At 38.8% G+C, this 18,477-nt stretch carries 14 protein-coding genes; 2 read left to right on the top strand and 12 right to left on the bottom strand.

The annotated features are described in order from the left end of the window. Window positions 1-131 precede the first annotated feature (131 nt). Together A2U94_RS15570 and A2U94_RS15565 are read right to left on the bottom strand one after the other, a co-directional pair. Window positions 132-962, bottom strand: a complete 831-nt coding sequence (locus A2U94_RS15570) for a hypothetical protein (RefSeq protein WP_051567044.1) — start codon at window positions 960-962, stop codon at window positions 132-134. Window positions 963-1,009: 47 nt separating this feature from the next. Next, window positions 1,010-2,317, bottom strand: a complete 1,308-nt coding sequence (locus A2U94_RS15565; protein WP_025907537.1) for a DUF8451 domain-containing protein — start codon at window positions 2,315-2,317, stop codon at window positions 1,010-1,012. Window positions 2,318-2,666: 349 nt separating this feature from the next. Between A2U94_RS15565 and msrA the strand changes: the two genes are divergently transcribed. Next, the gene (msrA, locus tag A2U94_RS15560) at window positions 2,667-3,182 is read left to right on the top strand and encodes a peptide-methionine (S)-S-oxide reductase MsrA (RefSeq protein WP_025907539.1); all 516 of its coding nucleotides are present in this window, start codon (window positions 2,667-2,669) and stop codon (window positions 3,180-3,182) included. Between the two features lie 35 nt (window positions 3,183-3,217). On the opposite strand, the gene A2U94_RS15555 is transcribed toward msrA, so the two are convergent. Together A2U94_RS15555 and A2U94_RS15550 are read right to left on the bottom strand one after the other, a co-directional pair. Then, the gene (locus A2U94_RS15555) at window positions 3,218-4,855 is read right to left on the bottom strand and encodes a family 14 glycosylhydrolase (RefSeq protein ID WP_025907541.1); all 1,638 of its coding nucleotides are present in this window, start codon (window positions 4,853-4,855) and stop codon (window positions 3,218-3,220) included. A 319-nt stretch (window positions 4,856-5,174) separates the two neighbouring features. Next, window positions 5,175-6,344 (bottom strand): endonuclease, encoded by a 1,170-nt coding sequence (locus A2U94_RS15550; RefSeq protein WP_025907545.1) that lies wholly within the window; start codon window positions 6,342-6,344, stop codon window positions 5,175-5,177. Window positions 6,345-6,566: 222 nt separating this feature from the next. Between A2U94_RS15550 and A2U94_RS15545 the strand changes: the two genes are divergently transcribed. Continuing rightward, complete coding sequence (locus A2U94_RS15545) at window positions 6,567-7,052, top strand: hypothetical protein (protein ID WP_025907547.1); 486 nt, start codon at window positions 6,567-6,569, stop codon at window positions 7,050-7,052. Window positions 7,053-7,101: 49 nt separating this feature from the next. Here A2U94_RS15545 and essA read toward each other — a convergent pair whose 3' ends face one another. The 8 genes from essA to A2U94_RS15505 all read right to left on the bottom strand — a co-directional run bounded on the left by essA (window position 7,102) and on the right by A2U94_RS15505 (window position 18,466). Next, window positions 7,102-7,599 (bottom strand): type VII secretion protein EssA, encoded by a 498-nt coding sequence (essA, locus tag A2U94_RS15540; protein WP_025907549.1) that lies wholly within the window; start codon window positions 7,597-7,599, stop codon window positions 7,102-7,104. Further along, on the bottom strand, window positions 7,580-10,492 hold the full coding sequence (gene esaA / locus A2U94_RS15535; protein ID WP_025907551.1) for a type VII secretion protein EsaA: 2,913 nt from the start codon (window positions 10,490-10,492) through the stop codon (window positions 7,580-7,582). Before esaA ends, essA begins: the two co-directional genes overlap by 20 nt. Continuing rightward, window positions 10,489-14,973 carry a type VII secretion protein EssC gene (gene essC, locus A2U94_RS15530; RefSeq protein ID WP_025907554.1) on the bottom strand — a complete coding sequence of 1,495 codons (4,485 nt, stop codon included), beginning with the start codon at window positions 14,971-14,973 and terminating at the stop codon, window positions 10,489-10,491. Before essC ends, esaA begins: the two co-directional genes overlap by 4 nt. 11 nt (window positions 14,974-14,984) lie before the next feature. Beyond that, complete coding sequence (essB, locus tag A2U94_RS15525) at window positions 14,985-16,331, bottom strand: type VII secretion protein EssB (protein WP_025907556.1); 1,347 nt, start codon at window positions 16,329-16,331, stop codon at window positions 14,985-14,987. Window positions 16,332-16,345: 14 nt separating this feature from the next. After that, window positions 16,346-16,585: an ESX secretion system protein YukD gene (gene yukD / locus A2U94_RS15520; RefSeq protein WP_025907558.1), complete on the bottom strand. Its 240-nt coding sequence runs from the start codon at window positions 16,583-16,585 to the stop codon at window positions 16,346-16,348. An 87-nt stretch (window positions 16,586-16,672) separates the two neighbouring features. After that, the gene (locus A2U94_RS15515; RefSeq protein ID WP_025907560.1) at window positions 16,673-16,966 is read right to left on the bottom strand and encodes a WXG100 family type VII secretion target; all 294 of its coding nucleotides are present in this window, start codon (window positions 16,964-16,966) and stop codon (window positions 16,673-16,675) included. 267 nt (window positions 16,967-17,233) lie between these two features. Then, window positions 17,234-17,629, bottom strand: a complete 396-nt coding sequence (locus A2U94_RS15510; RefSeq protein ID WP_025907562.1) for an SseB family protein — start codon at window positions 17,627-17,629, stop codon at window positions 17,234-17,236. 237 nt (window positions 17,630-17,866) lie between these two features. Next, on the bottom strand, window positions 17,867-18,466 hold the full coding sequence (locus A2U94_RS15505; RefSeq protein ID WP_025907564.1) for a hypothetical protein: 600 nt from the start codon (window positions 18,464-18,466) through the stop codon (window positions 17,867-17,869). Between the last annotated feature and the right edge of the window lie 11 nt (window positions 18,467-18,477).

Genomic DNA, 18,477 nt, shown 5'->3' with positions numbered 1-18,477 from the left:
TAACCATTTTCGGATGGTTGCTTTTTTTATTTTTATAAATAAGCCGTGTATAAATTTGTTTACGCCCGACCATACTAGAATCATATTCTCCCCTAATTGGACAAGCCGGTTAGCTTTAACAGCTAGCCGGCTTATTTTTTCATGTTCACCCAACTATCAAAATGATGAATGCTGAAACGGGTGGATTTATCATCTACTATAAGAATCATTTCTTGAATTTCTTGCACCATAGCTGCCTCACCTTTAGAAGCAAACGAAATAAACTTCCCTTCCGTTGAAGGCACGGTTTCCAATCCAATTTCAATAGGAGTCGAAAACACCGATCCCCACCTACGTTCATTCTTTGTAAGCTCAATAAATCCATTTTCCCCCTTCGCTTTATTGCGATAAGCCATTATTGTTACTTCATCAACCATCTTAATGACGGAGTAAGCAAGGCTATCTGATTCAGTGGTTGAATCTATTTCATCAAACCAAAATGGAATGTCAGCTCCTACTGGCACCTGAAGCGCTTTAGCCCGATTAGCAGCGTCTCGTATCATTTCTTCATACGCACTAACGATTTGCAGCTGATTCTTTTCCCAATTCGGCAATAAATACGGCTCAACATCTAGATGAACGCCTTTAAAGCGCTCATCAACTGCTACTTCTTCTTGGTAGTATCCAATCCAGTCCCAAAAGGCTGCATAATCTGATTGACCTGACGTTGCCCATGTACGACTGCCATCTAAAGCATAGACAGTTATTCCGATACTATTTGCAGATTTTATAAAACGTTGATATGCCAAGATAGGTACCTCATGGTTAATTTGCAAATATACACGGTTTACCTTCTTTTTTTGAATATCTTTTACCAACTGGGCTGGATTCTGTTCAATACGAGTCGTATCCCACAACCATGTTGAAAAAAACGTATCATCTACTTCTTCACCACTACTAGCAGCACAACTCGTTGAACCCAATAAAGCGAGCATCCCTACAAATAAACCAACAACTTTTCACTTCACACTTATTCCTCCCTTCTATAACCTTCGATTAAGTAAGCTTGCTTTGGATGGTTAGGCTGTTCAGGATATTTAAGCTGAAGCTTACCTTTGCGCAACATTTTAGATAAGTAATTGTTTCTTACTCCATCAGGCGTACGATCTAGTAAATGAGCTAAATCTTTTAGCCTAAGAGGCTGCTGTGCGCATAGCGAAACAATAACTTCTTCCATTTTTGCTGGACTTAATCGCTTTTTGCGCCTTGCTATTTCAGCTAGATTCCATAGAACGCTATTTTCATCTTCTAAATCTGAAATTAAAACATCTTTTTTATTATAGGAGTAATTATTTTTATTATAGGACCACTCTTCTTTATTATAGGGGTTATCTCCTATACCAACAGGACTAACTCCTATATTTTTACCCTTTAACTCCTCTATTAAATGCGAATCATCTTTATTAAAGGAGTTTTCAATTTTATTATAGGAGCTACTTTTTTCAACAAATTCTTCGGTCGATTCGACATCTCCTGTTTTATTTCCCGTATTGTTATTAAACGATAAAGCCGAAGTCGTTTGATTTTCAGACTCTTTCTGTCCTTCTAGAAAAGACATAGGTAGACTGAGAGTTGTCCTCTTTAGATAGACATCTTGATCAATAGTTGGAAGCTCGTAGCCGTATGATTTCCATTTATCGTGGAGAGCGGTTAAGCCGCTTCCAGAACGTTCACATAAATTTAGTAGTCGAAATAGCTTAAATAAATGTGGATTTCTTAAATTACTCATCTTTGTTATGAACACCTTATCCACAGGAATTCGAAATAATCCTGGATTAGAAAATACGCAGCTCTGCTGATTGTATTCGAATGTTAATCCACCTTCTCCATTATAGTCTGCATGTAGCAACATGTTCGTAACTACCTCAACTAATGAGGAAGCGATCTCACCATTTGGCTGATGTTTATAGACTTGCTCTGTAACATAAAAGTAAAAGTCATATAAATTTCCAGACCATGTACCGTCCTGGGATGTGAATCGTTCATTCCATCCACCTTGTGCATCGCTTTCTCGATACTCTAAAAAGTATTGTGGTAAAATTTCTGTAATCATTCTCTCTTCACTAAACATAAGCAAGCCCGCAAGCGTTACACCTTCTTTATGAGTGTCTCTCGCTTTTCCCCATGCTCCTATCTTATAAAGAAACTCTTTGGTTTCAAGGACGTTCCAAGGATGATCTGGCTTTACTGCAGCAAACTTATCTCGATAACTTTTAATTGTTTCAAAGTTCAGCTCATTTAATCCATAATGCTCTAGGATGAGGTTATCTTGTATCATTTTTTACTCTCCTATTGTATATTTATTCGTACTTATCCATCTTTTCTGTGGATAACTAGTAAATTTCTCAGTTTATTCTTCTTATATGACTTGCAAAAACGTATTCAATACGCTTTTGAGCATACATAACTAACTACTCGTGGCTATATGTAAGCTAGACATATATCCTTTTTATTTTATCACTTTTTTCTTCTTTCCTCTTCTGCATTCTCAACTATTCATAGCTAGCTTTGTTTTGCTACATAATTCCTTCTTCTCAACCAATCTACTAGGTAAATCAATTATTCGCTCTATCCGCTCTGTTTTGTTATAATACAGAACATAATTATAAAGAGAATGAGGGATTTATATGGAAAAAGCAACGTTTGCAGGTGGATGCTTTTGGTGTATGGTTACACCCTTCGATGAACTAGAAGGCATTCATGGTATTGTATCAGGATACACAGGTGGTACCGTAGAAAACCCAACTTATGAGCAGGTAAAATCAGGTACTTCAGGTCATTATGAGGCTGTACAAATCACGTTTGACCCGGAAGTATTCCCTTACAAGCGCTTATTAGACCTTTATTGGCCACAAATCGATCCAACTGATCCAGACGGTCAGTTCCAAGATCGTGGCCCTCAATACAGAACAGCAATTTTTTACCATAATGAACAACAGCGTACGGAAGCAGAGGAATCAAAACAAGCCGTTGCCGATAGCGGCCGCTTTAAAAATCCTATCGTAACAGCGGTTCTTCCTGCCTCTGAATTCTATGCAGCGGAAGATTATCATCAGGATTTTCATAAGAAAAACCCTAAGCACTACAAAGAAGATCGTGCTAAATCTGGCCGCGATGAGTTTATTGAGGAGAACTGGAAATAAAAATAAGCACCCATGCTGGCATGGGTGCTTTCTTCTTACCAATTATTCGTATACGTTGTAGGCGTTCCTGGAACATTCCAATACTGCTGGGTTGGTTGCCATGATTTTAATGAGCCATCCGAGCGCTTGATAATCGCTTTGAACTGAACGCTTCGATCGGCTGGGAAATTAACGGTTCCTCTCCAATCTCCGTGCGTTGAGTTGTAAGAGAGTTTAATTGGATAAGCGATTGTGTCCCACTGTCCAAGTTCAGGACGATCTCCGACGATGTAAACACTCTCTCCAGACGATGTAGGTGCATTTTTAACAACCATTGTCTGTGCAACCGGTTTTATATTTAAGTGCTGATTAAACTGGCTCATACGCGTTGAGTTATTAATAACATCATAGAATCTTAAAAGCGTAAAGCCCGCAAAGTTATAGTTAAATGTCATTTCAGCTGCGCGTTTATACTGCTCTTCACTTCCGATACTTAAAGCATTTTCACCATTTAATACAATCCCTTTTGCGTTTGCTAGGCTTGCAACTTCTTTTACTAACGTTTTTGGCATTGAATACTCAGGATATGTCCCGCTATCAACCATTTCTAAGCACGTAAACGTCAAATCTAGCTTGGCTGTTTTAAATGAGTCTAATAACGTACTGTAGTTATTATAACCCGCTGGCTTTTCAGCAGCATGAGGCATTGTTGGATTATTATATTGCCAGTGTATCCCTGCTATTTTAGCTCCTACAGGCACATTAAACACCGGATCAAAGGCTTGATGAGCTAATGCTCCAATACGCTTTGCATGGTCTTGCAGAACTCCTTGATACCATTCTAGAAAGTCTTTTCCATAGTTTGTGTTATATCCATCCTTTAAAAACTGATTCCCATCTGAAGGTGGTAAAATTTGTGATGTTGATGTTAAACTTAGTCCCCATGCTTGGTTTACACCCGCTAACGAGCCATACTTGTTAACGGCCCACATTTGGAATTTAGATTTTGCAAAGTCTGTGTATGCTTGAAATTTCCCTCTAGAAGGGTAGCCTGTCCCATCAGCAGCTGTATATGAAGGATAGCGAAGCTCCCCAGCTGGTCCCCCTGATAAATAAACCTTTGGAATAACGTCTTTATACGGTGCTAACGCTTGCGCAAATGCTGTGTATAGCTCCCCGTACTGTTTTGTGATTACGTCTGTCGCTAATGGGTTTACTGTTTCTTTGTTTACTGTACCTGTTTCTGATTTAAAATATAGGCTATCATCTGTTTTAGTATTCCAAATCCATGAAGGAAGAGGCGTGTTACAGTCATCTCCTACATTTCCACCACATTGATGCGTCGAGATAATCGGCACCATTTTTATTCCCGCATTTCGAGCTGCCTGTGCGAATCGCTGTGCATAAGAAAAGTCGAACTGCTGGTCACCGTTTTTCTCCATATCTCCCCACCAAAAATCTACTGTCACAGCGTAAAACCCATTTTGCTTTGCCTTCCGAAGGTCATTTTCAAAAGCTTCCCACGTAGTAAACTCCGTTACTTTCTTTAGTGGTGCCATTAAATAGGTCTTGTAATTCGAGTTAAACGACTGTCCATTTACCGCTGCTTGGCTATTGGTTGGCCCTAATATGAAAGCGGTAACAAAACTTAACAAAACAATAAGTGATGCAAACTTTTTAATTGGGTTGTACATATAATTCCCCCTATTTTTTAAAATCCAATAGGTTATATTCGGCTTCTTTCTTCAAAATCCTGTTGCGAAAAAAATAAAAGAGTTTGGGACATAACAAAATGATTGCTTCTAAAAGACGAACACTAGCTGTTCCCATCTCTTTGATTTGTCTCAACACGTTCGTTCCATTGCGCTACGGTCACTCGCTCCATTCCACCCTGTTTCCAACATTGTTTTCACAATCAACCAAAAAACCTGAACGATTAAAAGTTATGAACTCTCAGTCGTTCAGGTATAGTAAGGACTGAACTACTTATGTCTCAGTCTCTTTCTTATCTTATTAATTCCAAATAGCGCTTACCCATTCAGGGTGGTCAATAAATGGATTTCGGTTATGCTGATAATCTGAGTAAATAATCTCATTACGACGTCGCTCAGAAGCGTCTACAGGGTCCTGTTGATGCCACTGTAACAACACTGACAGCTTACCATGGTACGGAGCACTTCCGTTGTTTACCACATTATTCAACTCTAAATCCGGCTCATCGCTTACATCACCTTCATAACGAACAGCCATATAAAATAGCATACGGGCCACGTCACCTTTTACCTCATCGCGAGGCTCCCAAGAGTCACTATCATAGTAGTTGCCAAGCGCTTCATTATGCTCTTTGCCACCGTTATCAAAATCTAAATTATTACGCGTACTGTTAACTGACATATCCGTTGGACGTAAATGGTGAATATCAGTTCCTGCTCCCATTGATGTTCCAAAATCTCCATGCGACTTTGCCCAAACGTGTTCTCGGTTCCAATCATTTGAACCTGATCCGTTTGTAAACTTCCCTTGAGAACGCCCTGTATAAAGTAAGATAATATTATTAGAATTAGTAGGATCTTCATCTGTTTTACGAAGTGCATCCCATACTGCTGAGTATGAAATTTCTGTATGATCATCAATGATGTTATGTAATGCTGATTTTAATTCAGTCCCCGTTTTTCCTTCAGCAGGTGAATAATACTCTTCAACAGATGAAGCGGGTGGATTTGTTGGTTCAGTTGGATCCGGCGTGCCGCTTGTTTCCTTTGACATCATCGTTACATTTTTTAAGCCTGGGTGTGAAAAATAAGCTGTTAAGTTTCCAGTCGCTGCAATTTGTTTTCCTTTTAGCGTTGGATTTGTTTGTAGTCCAAATCCTGAACGAAACGTAGACGAGATTTGAACATAAAGCATTTTAGATGGATTAGTTTCAGTTGGCGTATCCGCAATTGCTAGTGCATAGTCATTTGGATAATTACTCGTTACAACTGTAGTGGTGCCAGTTGGTTGCCCCACAACGTATCCTTCTACCGTTTGAATGGAATTATTTTGCGACGAAATGGCTTGTGAGACGCTGATTGCAGTTGCAGCTTTCGGGTGCTGCAGTGGCAAGCCGCTAATAACTAGCGCTACTAATAAAGTAACTAGAAACAACACCTTGTACAAAGGAGCAGAACTTTTCTTCAACATCATTTCCCCCTATGGAATTATTATTTGACTCTTTTTATTATAGTTTTCAAACGTTAAAATTTTTGTAGGAATTTGTTAAATTTTCTAGGGAAAAGGAATCAATCTTCTTTACAAGTCTTTCTTCTCATAGAAAAGGTCTGCTTCTTCCAAATGAAGTGTGATATAATCAACCGAATATAGAAATCATAGACTAGACAGTCTAATTTGAAATGAGGTTACTGAATGCTTACTTTTGACGAAAAACTATCCGTTATTACGTCTTTCTCTGAACTAGAGCGTAAAGACGTTTCGCTTGGACGCGTAAATTTTCAATACAATGAAAGTGTTTATGATAAAAAGAATGTGGTGTATCACTTGCACCCAAATGGAAACGGATTTGTATACGCTGGTCACCTTTCTGGCTATGACACAAATGATAAAGGCCTTGTGAATATCCGTGAGTTTTCACAGGAAGAGCTGCGTACAATTATCGAGCAGTCAATCAATAGTCTTTCTCACCGCCCTGAGCACGAAATGATTGAAGAAGCTGTAATCGGAGACGGCCGCGAGCAGCGCTGGCACGGTCCCGAAGGAGCTACGTTATTACTGGTACATGAAGATTCACTATGGAACATTTATGCTGGATTGAATTTAGAAGCTGCGTTTGAATCATATGAAGAAGCAGAAGACTATCTAATGGATGAAGGATTTAGCCGCTTGCGAGATTAATTTATAAATGAAAAGACGCCGCGTTCTTAATAAAAGAACGCGGCGTCTTTTATTCATTCTGCCCATTTATCTGAGCTGGTTTTAGCTTTGGAATAAGCACCGTAAATAATAAAACTAATCCAATTCCAATCAACAATATATACACCCACTGTAGTTTTAATCCTGTTTCCTCCGGTACATCTTGTACTGAGGAAGACTGAACAGGTGACTCAGTTGAAGTGAACAAACCATATTTATTAACTTGAGATTGAATGGAGTGGTTTGTTGTTGAATCATTTAAAAATAAAGAGCTTTTTAACGAAGGCTTTTTCTCTTCATCAGTAAATGGGATTCCTCTTATTTCCTCAGGAATGTTTTCTACTTCTCTTTTCGTTTGACCAAGAGAATCGGGATTGAGCTTTATTTGCTCATCTTGAAAAATATTGGGTGCTAGATCTTGCACCTGTGTTTGCGTGTCATTCGCTGCGTATACGTTTGAAGTAGATAGAAAGAGAAGAACCGCTAAAAGTGCGATTCTTCCTATCATATTATGCTTCATACGTTTCATCACTCTCTGCTTGTTTATCCTTAGATGTCAGCATACGAATGATAAACGGAATAACCGTTAACACAGCAGTTAGTCCAAGCAGAATAGTAGTCGCTTCTGCAAATAGAGAAGTCGTTTCGTACTGAATTGACATATATACTTTTGAAACCGGATCTTCGTAATTGAAGTTTGGCATTGCTAGATTTAATAGCGGCGTGATAAAGAATAAAATCATCAGCACTGTTGCAATCCAACCTACGAAATTACCGATTAAGAAGGCTCCTCTTACAAGAGTTGAAGCTAATAGTAATAGTACAATCGTGAAGATAGACCATTCCATTGCTCTTTCTCCTGACAGTGAGTAAATATTTAAGCTGAATGTACTAATCATTAAACCAACAATCATCACCAGTAGTCCGAATAGTGATCCTCTTACAAGAAGAGGCGCGTTTTTGTAGTAGTGACTAAAGTATCCTATTAATAAACTGCTGATAAGGATAATAACAAGAAGTACAACAGGTGGAACAGTCTTTGTCTTTTCTGCTGGTACCTCACCGCTTACCTGTAGCGGATTTGCAAGGTAGTCATAGACATAATCGTTGTTTTGGCCATCTACTAACGTGTTGTTTAATAGACGATATACTTGGCCACGCACAAGCTTCGTTGAATCTACGTTTTGTGACCATTTGTTATTAAGCGTATCCGCTTGATCCTGTACTTCGTTAACTTTCTCCTGCAGTTCACCCGTATACTCTACAACGCTTGATTGACGTTCACCAAGAGTTGAAATCAAATCATTCATTCCTTTTAGCTCTTGACCCATACTCTTTTGAAGAGTAATAAGACTTGAAACGTCTGCATTCTCTTGTGTTGGAGCTTCAACTGCACTTTCAGAAGCTACGTTTTGAAGCGTTTCATTCATTGATCCTGCCTTTTCTTGAAGAGCTGATAAGCTTTCAACAATAGATGCTTGCTCCCCTTCAATTAGCTGGCCATAAGAATCAGTAAACTGTTGAATAGATGAAGAGAATGAATCTATTCCTTCTGCTGTTGATAATAAGTTATTTTGCAGCTGCTTGCGAATAACACTTGGCTGCTCATCTCCGTAAAGAATTGCTTGAATGCGCTGACGCGTGCCTTCATTTCGCAGCACAACGTCTTGAAGATCTTCGTTACTTCCTCGACTTAAGGCTAACTCATACTGTGAAAGATCTCCATAATATTGGAGAAGCTTTGACATATTCTCTGTTTGAATACCTGGAGCAAATAGTTCAGCCAACTTTTGTTTTCTGCTTTCAGATAGCTGACTTGAGGATAAAATTTTATCTTCTTTATCAGTAATCATGCTAACAACGGTTTGCACGTCACCATTAGGCTGATTATTGATTTCTTCTAACTGCGCTACGCGTTCTCTTAGCGCTTCGTTGACAGCTAACAGCTCTTGAATTTGCTTTTGAAGTTCTTCTTTTCCGTCATTGTCATTGTTGTTTGATGAGGGAACTTCAACCGTTACGTTTTCCAACTGGTCACTTACACCTTGTAAGCGTGTAGAAAAGTCTGCAATCTTTTGTTGCGTATCGGCCACACCTTCATTTTGCTCTTCTTCTGGTAAAGCAGCAAGATTCTCACTCCACGCTTGAAGGTCGTTCTTCATCCCTTGAAGCTGTTGACGTTGACTCTCTAAGTCAACAGGGACTGTTGTAGGAGACTCTTCGCCAGTTTCTGACGGCGTCTCACCCTCTTCTTCTTCTGGAATTACCGGATTATCTTCTATTGGTGGTAAGGTCTCACCCTCTTCTTCTTTTGAAGGTGCTATCTCTAGCTCTTTTCGAAGCGTGGACAGCTTGCTTTGTACTTCGTTTAGCGTTGTTTGCTCAGTTACTTGGCTGTACTGGCTGAGTAAATCCTGATTTAAACGATTGAGTTCGTCCTGCTGTCCAGACGTTTTATCTTCTGTCGCTTCCTGCAGATTATCAGCAATTTGCTTGTTTTCATCGATTTGCTGCTGAACGTTTGAAAGCTTCCCAAACACTTTCCCTGCTTCACTTTCAAACTGCTCGCGATCGCCGTTTTGTCCTTCAGAAATCATCGCGATTCCTTCTTGAATATCGCCCACACTTTCCGTTTGAGCTTTTAACAGCATTTCTTTTTGCTTTTCTTGGTACATTTTGTATTCTTCAACGTATTTAATAAAATTTGTCAGGTTTTCTTCAACCTGCTGCACATCATTTTTACGTTCACTTGAGCCTTCTTCCGCACTTTTTACATTTGTTTGAATTTGCTCAAGAATTTTCTTTTGGTCATCAATTTCACCAGCTAGATTTTTAGAATTAGGTTTATAGAAAGCTACCATTGTGTTTTGGAAAGCAATCTCTTTTTCTAAAATTTTATCAAACTGACCTCTAACCTTTTCAACTTCTTGCGATACATAGCTCCAATAAAGAGAAGACATATCATTGTTTACTTTGGCCGTCGCATCCTCTAGCTCACGAACGACTTTTTCTTTGTTAACTGCATTCAATTGATTTTGAACTTTATATTGGAAAGTGGCTTTCTGAGGTTTCTCTTGGTCATACGTCAAAATATTCTCTGAGAAGTTCGATGGAATATAAATTACCGCATCGTATTTACCACTTTGTAATCCATTTGTAGCTGCGCTTCGACTTAGGACCGTCCAATCGTAATCTGAATCCTTATCTAATATGGCTGCCACTCGTTGTCCAAAACGAATAGGCTCTTCACCTTTTTCTTCCTCCACACCAATATCTTCATTTACAACAGCGATGGTTCTTGTTGCATTTTCAGTTACTTTCAGTGGGTTATCGCCAATATATTGAAAGAAAAGGGAAGGAAACCCTAAGATGAAAATGACAGCTACGATTACTTTAAGCGTATATTTTCGCTGTTCCGTCATATTAGAACCTTCCTTTCACTCATACATAAGGGAATTTGAATACGCGTCGCTTTATTGTCTTTTACGTAATATCCAAACCCTGGGTTTACATCTGCTTCTTTGCGATCATAGTTTAGGTTAATCAGGTTTTGCTCTGATTTTTTCATTAATAAAACGGCTTGGCGTATTTGCTTCATTTCAGTGGTTAACACATCAAAGCCTTTAGAGAAGTCATTTTGACTTCCTGATGCAACAATATTAAAGCCAACATGACTATAGTTTTTAATAAGCTTTGTAATGCGATCTTGCATCAAGGTATCAATGGTTTGCTGAAATCGTCCAAACCCATCAATCATAAGAAGTATTGGTGTAAATGTTAAGTCACCAACGGTTCCATCATGAATGGCTTCTAAATAGCGCTCTTCTCGTTTTTGCAGCTTTGCTTCCGCTCCTTCTATCCACTGCATAATTTGCTCTTTCGTCTCAATGTATACAATTTCATCTTCCGTGGCATAAGATGAAAGGCCACGATCGATTGCATCAAATAAACCAATTTGACGAATCCCCTGCGCAAGAGATGTTTGTAGCATCACTTTAAGGACGTTTGTTTTTCCTTTTTGTGTCGGCCCCAGCACGAGACAATGTTTGTTCTTCATTAAGTTTAAGTGCACTGGACGAACAAACTCTTCATCTAATCCGAGCGGAATAACACCACTTTCTCGTACGATACGGTGATCCGTCATAAACTCATGCAGTACAAGTTTAGGTTGTAACATTGGCACTTGTTCTGGTAATTCAATACCTGCATATTTCTCTTTCAGAACCTGAACTTGATTTTTGATGTTATCAAGAATCGCGAAGTCATCCTCACCTTCAGCGGGCAGGAACATCTGTGAAAAATAAGACGTATCCGTTTTAATAACCGCACGACCAGGTATTGCTTCTAGAGCATAAGGAATGCGTCCTAAGATTGTGTATGATTCTGAGCTATCCATTAAATAGTGAACAACCTTGGTTTTTAAGTTATTCATAAGCGACTGGCGCACAGAGTTAATTCGCGTTGCCGTAAAAATCATATATACGCCAAGCGACTGGCCGTCACGGACAAGCTGCGTAAATTGCATCTCTAAATCTTGCATTTCTTCTTTTACAAGATCAAAATTATCAATCGTGATAAAGATAAGCGGAAGCTTCTCTTGAGCAATTCGGTTATACATCTTTAGGTTGCTAACCTCTGTGTCTTGGAATAGCTGCTTGCGCTCGGATAGCTCGTGCTTAATAATCTTCATGAACTTTTCAATCTTACGTCCTTCATCCATTAAGAAATAATCAGCAGTGTGCGGAAGCTGGCGTAATGGAAGCAGCGTACCATTTCCAAAATCAAAGATATAGTAGTGTAGCTCATCTGGCTGATAGCGCTCAGCGAAGCTAAGCATAAGCGTCATCGCAGTGAATGATTTTCCATAGCCCGATGAACCAAATACGCCGATATTGCCATCTTCCATCATTTCGTATGCATATGGCGTTTGGCTTTGTTTTTCAGGCTCATCTACAAGGCCAATATAGAATTTCTCCCTCTCTCCTGTTTGGAAAGCAGAGCGATATAAACGATTTTCTAGCGGAGGGAGCCATGGGCTTCTTAATCGATTAATTCCTAAATTATGTTGAACTTCTTCAATTCTTTCTACAATCACGGCGATTTCCGGCTGAGCACTTTTCCTTTTCGTTTGCTGTGATGATACGTCAGAGAGTGGAATTAGCCCTAAGTCTGTTACGATGGCCACTTCATCTTCCGTTCCATACACATCATCTTGTTGATATGGTGCTCCGCTCCAAGCAGATTGGAACAGTTCGTATACTTCGTTATTACCAACTTGTAAATAACCTCGACCTGTCACCGTAATCGAAGCCGCATCAGCATTTTTTAGAATCTCTTTACTATCTGTTGCGTCTTGTACTTTTAGAGCTACTTTAAACCTTGCGTTACTCCAAATTTGCTCATCGATAACTCCACCTGGCTTTTGTGTGGCCAAGATCAAGTGAACGCCTAAGCTACGTCCAATACGAGCGGCGCTGACAAGCTCTCGAATAAATTCTGGCTCTTCACTTTTTAATTCAGCAAACTCGTCTGATATTAAGAATAAGTGTGGCAGCGGCTCTTCAGCAGCTCTCTGCTTATACAAGTCTGTATAGTCATTTATGTGATTAACTTCGTACTGATCAAATAAGCGCTGGCGTCTTTTCAACTCACTTTTAATGGAGGCCAAGGCACGCGTACTGAAATTTTTACTACCTTCTATATTCGTGATGGTTCCAAGCAAATGTGGCATATTCTTAAACGGCTGTGCCATTCCTCCACCCTTGTAGTCAATCAATAAAAATGCGACTTCATGAGGATGGAAATTGACAGCTAACGATAGGATATACGTTTGTAAAAATTCACTTTTACCTGAACCTGTTGTTCCAGCTAGTAACCCGTGTGGACCGTGCGCTTTTTCATGTAGATTCAGCTCAACCAGATCCTCTTTTCCTTTTAAACCGATTGGTACAGCCAATGACTTGGCCGACTCATTCGTATGCCAGTTTCTCTCAATTGGCAGATCAGCCACTTCCTTTGCTTGGAATAACTCCAGAAAGGACACGCTGTCTGGAATAGAGTTAGTCATTCCCATTTGATGATCTAGCGTTCGCAGCATGCGAGCGAACGCTTCATTATCCTCATTACGGTGTTCATCAAGCTGAAATGAAATATTAACTGCCTTTTTCTTTTGAATTAAAATGTCTCCCTCTTGTTCATTAATATAACGAATAAGAGTGTGAACATTATCCGATAAACTTTCCTTTGTTTCAGCTCCAAAGATTGTAGAGAAGCCAAGATACGGATGCTCCCCTTCTAGATATTCTAAGATTACGTGATCTGTAATAAGCTGTTGGTTCGTAACAATGAATACCAAGTGAGGTAAAAACACACCGTTGCCTTTCTCTTCATCCAAGTCTCTTTCGCGCAACAGTTCATAAATAGAGGATAAAAGCTGGTCTCTTGTTTTTTCATTATAAATAAAGCCTTTGGCGAACGAATGAGGCAGTTGAAAATGCGGAAGCCACTTCATCCATTCCCAATCCTTATATTCGTTTTCATCAAAGATAAAGATAAAGCGAACATCATGATAGCTATGAGCAAAAGCAAGCTGACCAATTAACTGATGAAGCTCACGCTTAACTGTTTTCGATTTACCAATTAAACCAATGGCTCCGTTTTCTAACTTCGCAGTGATTGGCGCCTGAGAAACTTCACGATATACCTTTTCTATGTGCTGGGACTGTTCAAGCAGATCGTCAATTTCTCTATTAGCCATATCTCCTGTATTTAAGGAAATTTCATAGCTAGAGGGTACTGTCCCGGTACCAAGACGTATTTGAAGAAAATCGCTACTATCTAGCGTTCGTTCCCAAATACGGTCAGAGATATGATTGGTTAAATACTTCATTCGCTCAAACGTTGGAAAATGGTAATGAAGCACTTTTCCTTGCGATTCAGCTAGTTCCTGAAGCTCCGTTCGCTTATTTTCTAAATACTGCGTGTAAATACGGCGACGACGTTCTTGGCGTTTTTTACGCTGCTTTTTATCTCGGAAATATTGCACTGTTGAGACAACAAGCGTCGTCGTAAACATCATCACAGAAATAATAATAAAGATTCCACGCGGTTGAATAAGTGCTACGGTCCCCATAACAAGAAGCATAACAAGCGGTGGCAAGATTGTTAGCCACAAGCTTCGGTTGTTATCATCGCCATCCTGAGCTGGGAACGATAAATGCACTTTTTCATCGGGCAGCTCATAAATCATCCGCGGCGTACGGCGATAAACAGGATATTTTTTTTTCATTTCAGAAATAGGCTGTTTCGACTTAGGAAGCTTCGTAAAAAACTCATCAAAACGATGAACCTTTAATAAATCATGTTCAAGTAATTCAATTGTAACCGCACCCCAGGTAATCACATCGCCAAGCTTCAGCTTGGTCACACTTGAAATACGCTGGCCGTTTACAAATACGGCACCATCTTTTGGAAGGATTCGCCATGTTGCTTTAACTTTCAGCAAAGAAAATTCCTTGCTATTATGTACAACTAGCTTCTTGTTGGGCTGATATACATCTGCTGTCTCGTCAACAGTTGAGAAGTTAACCTCATGATAATAATCTATATAGTACGTATCTTCCTGCAGCTTTGCAGGACTCAGCACAAATCGAAGTTCTTGATTACTTTCTTGTAGGGTGATAGAGTCGTAATAACTCAGTTGACTCAGTTCGTTATCACCTTGAGAAATAACTACTCTTTGATCTTCTGTTGTCGATATAGTAACGACTCCTTTTTCAAATGGATAGGAAGAAAAAGTCACCGTCTCTTTCGAACTATTACCTACAGTTGCTTGGCGAAAGTTATCAAAGTTAATCGGCAGTTGCTGATAAGTCGTTCCGCTAAAAACCCATAAAATGCTCATCTGTCCACCTCCTAGGATGCTGGTTTATCCGACGAATCTGAGTTAGGAGCAGGCTTTTCATCTACTTTGTCATCTTTATTTTGCTCAACTTCTTTTTCAGACTGCTTATTATCTTCTTCCTGCTTATTATCTGCAGGCTCAGACTGCTTTTGGTTCTCCTGCTGCTCATTTTCAGCTGACTCTTCAGTTTGCTTTTCCTCTTCTTCAATCTGTGATTCAAGCTCTTCAATTTCACTTTGAACTGGATCTAATTTCTCTTTTCTTTCATCGCTTGCAAGACTTTCATCTGCTTTTAACTGATTTTCATATTTATAAAGACCGTATAAAATCAAGCTTCGATCTTCTAATAAGCGTGCTTCTTCTAAAGCCTGCTCATTTTCACCTCGACCGATATGAATCCAATAGCTTAAATATTTATCGTCTGATTGAAGCGTAACCGTATTTTGAATGACTTCTTTTTGTTCTTCACTTAATGACTCATTCGTTAAATAAGCTAGAGCTAGCTCATACTGAACAACTTTGGGCATTTCTTTTACTTTATAATCTTCCAGCTGCTCAATAACCCCACTATACTCTTGCTGTAAAAAAGCTTCATTACTACTCACGAATGCCTCTTGCTTTGGCTGTAAGAAAAACGTGGAATAAAACGTATAAATTAAAGCAGGAACTAAGAGCACCGTTACGCCAATTGATGCAAAGCGAAAGATGGTCCACTTTTTCTTCGGGACGGTTACAACTGTTTTTCGCACTTCTTCTACTGTCGTTAGCTGTTGTCTAATAATAGTTAAAAGCTCATTTAAGTCGGCAGCATTTATTAATTTAGAAGCAACCTCTGATAGCTGAATCGTTTCATGCAATTTTAAATACTGAATAAAGCTATATTTGGAATCAACAAGTGCAGCAATTGTCGCTTTTACTTCCACTAGCTCACGAGCCGGATCATATTCATATGGTGGAATGCTTTCTTTAATTCCATAGTGTAAGAAAGCAGGTGTTAAACTTGCGTCAAACATTAAGTTTTCTGGACAAACCACAAGATGAAACCTTGTAAAACTATGATTTTGTATAGATTTTACAAGTTGATAAGCAAACTGCCACTTTTGTTCTTCCGTCTTTTTCTTAAAAAAAGAAAATGGAACAAACGCTTCTGATGGCTGAATTTTCACGTGAAGCTCGTCTTCACTTACGATGATTTCACGAGTGAAGTCCGAGTGCATCTCTTTTAACATATCAACTTCTATGCCATCATTTAGCTTTATCTTTTCTTTTTGGAAGATAAATGTATAGCCTTCTTCTTTGTCACGAATAATAGACGCTTCCAATAAGCTTTCTAAGTAAGTTGGTTTCTTTTCTGCCATTTTAGTAAGCTCCTTCAAAGAATTTCAATGCAATCACCGCTCGAAATGCCACATTCATTTAGTTTTTGATGGCCTGCAAATACTAGGTTTTTATTTGGAACGCGAACCCAATATCCTTCTTTTGGTGTGCTTGAAATTTTTTTAGCTTGCCATGCAATTTCAATCACTTTTTTTACAGAATGATAGTCTGATAGTCTTAAATCAAACCGCTCACCCGTATAGTGTTTTAGATCGATGGTCACTTCAATATACATATGATCTCACCTCAAAACATAGAAAAAGCGCCGTCATCTAAAAAAATGGGGCGCTCTTTTTATCTTATCACTCTCTATATGAGCAAGTTAACCGCGAATTTGGCTAGCGATTTGGTTGTCTGTATCTTCAAGAACGTTTGCAGAATCATCAAGCTGTTTAGCAATTTTGTTTAACAGATTCGACATTTCTACGAAAGATGGCTTTAGCTCTTCATATTGAGCGATAAATGCTTGGCTAGAAGAACCTTCCCACATATCTTGTAACTGATTTCTCATCATATCAAGGCGACCAACTAGGTCTTGAACTTGCCCACTTTCATTATTATAGCGAGCAGCCATTTCACGAAGTTCTGCTGGAGTAACACGAATGATTCCTGACATCGATTTCTCTCCTTATGTATCGTTATAGATTTACTTTAATTGTAAGAAAAAATAGGGTTGAAGGTCAAAGAGAACTTGTAAAAACTAGAAAAAATAAGAATATATATCTATGAACACCCCTAAAAAATGACAATAAACCTCATAAAACAATGAATTTTATCACAGTAAATATGGCATAAACAGAGACAATTATACCTATATATTGGAAATATATTCATTTATCATACAGAAAAAGCTAACAATTAATATGAAATTTGTTAGCTTCTACTACGATGAAAAATAGTTAAAAAGATTCTTATTTTCTTTTAGCATTTTTAACTCTTCTGGAATAAGTAGTTTCGAAAGTGGAGTATCTGGATTTAGTAAAATCGCCGTATTATCGTTTATCTCTTGCAATAAATCAGAAAATTTAATGACCGCAGCCTTCTCTTTTGATAGCATCTTTTGGAATGGATAATAAGATGAAAAGGCAGGTAAATATAGTTTTTGATTTTTTTCCATTACTCGGACACGCTTGTAAAAATCAACAGACTGTTCATTTCCTGATACTTCGATACATAACAGTTCACTTTTCATTAGCTCTTCATAAAAATGGCCAATTTCTCGATTATCTTTCATTGCTTCAATTAAAGCTTTTTCTAAGGTATTAAAAGAACTACCCATATTTTTCAGTTCCATGCTGTATATTTTCTAAGTCGTTAAATGGTTTTATCCGAGAAGCCTGTTGACTAGTTAACTGCCTTTCGTACAAACCGTATGTTCCTCGTTTATTCATTTGACCTTATCACACCTCAAGCTGTACAAATTTTTCATAAATTAAATCGCATGTTTCTCTATTTGTAACACCGTAGCGATCAGTCTACGTTAAGGTTTTTCATAAAGAGCGCAATATTTATCACTTCATTCATTCCCTGCAAAATCGCTATGCTGAGCTACGTTTTTTCCTTCTTCTGTTTTTTGAATGCCTTTACCACCTAATATGCTTAAACCCATTTGAATAACACCGTATGTAAAAAACTCTGTACGGGTATGCAAATCACCGTGCGCTACTTTTTCTTCCCATGAATTTGAAAGGGATGACCACATCATGTCGAGCGTCTCTAAAGGGTGAGTAATTTCAGCTCGCATTGTTTCAAAGGTTTCCCACTCTGAAATAGACTTAACGCCTTCCCATGTATCCTTAACCCCTGTTGTAGCCCCATCCCACACGTTGCTCCAAAATTCTGTCCATCCGCCAGATAGCTCATCTGCTTCTTTTAGTTTTTCAGCTGTTTCGCTAACGAGCGTATACGCACTTTCAGTTAATGATTCAATTTTCCCAATAATCTGCTGGATTTCCTCTTGCAAATTTAGAATAGACTCAACGTTAGCTACCGATAAAAAGTGCAGATTCGTAGATTCCCAACTTAAACGCTGCAAAGCATCATCCGCTTCTCCTCTCGAGTGCTTAATGCGCTCTGAAAATCGCTCCAAGTCTTCGAAGTTCACTTTAATTTCCATTTGTACACCCT

It is taken from the genome of Bacillus sp. VT 712, assembly GCF_001614195.1.
GTDB classification, from domain to species: Bacteria; Bacillota; Bacilli; order Bacillales; family Bacillaceae_H; genus Priestia; species Priestia flexa.
The sequence above is the reverse complement of the archived record's forward strand: the minus strand, read 5'-3'. Positions and strand labels throughout refer to the sequence as shown.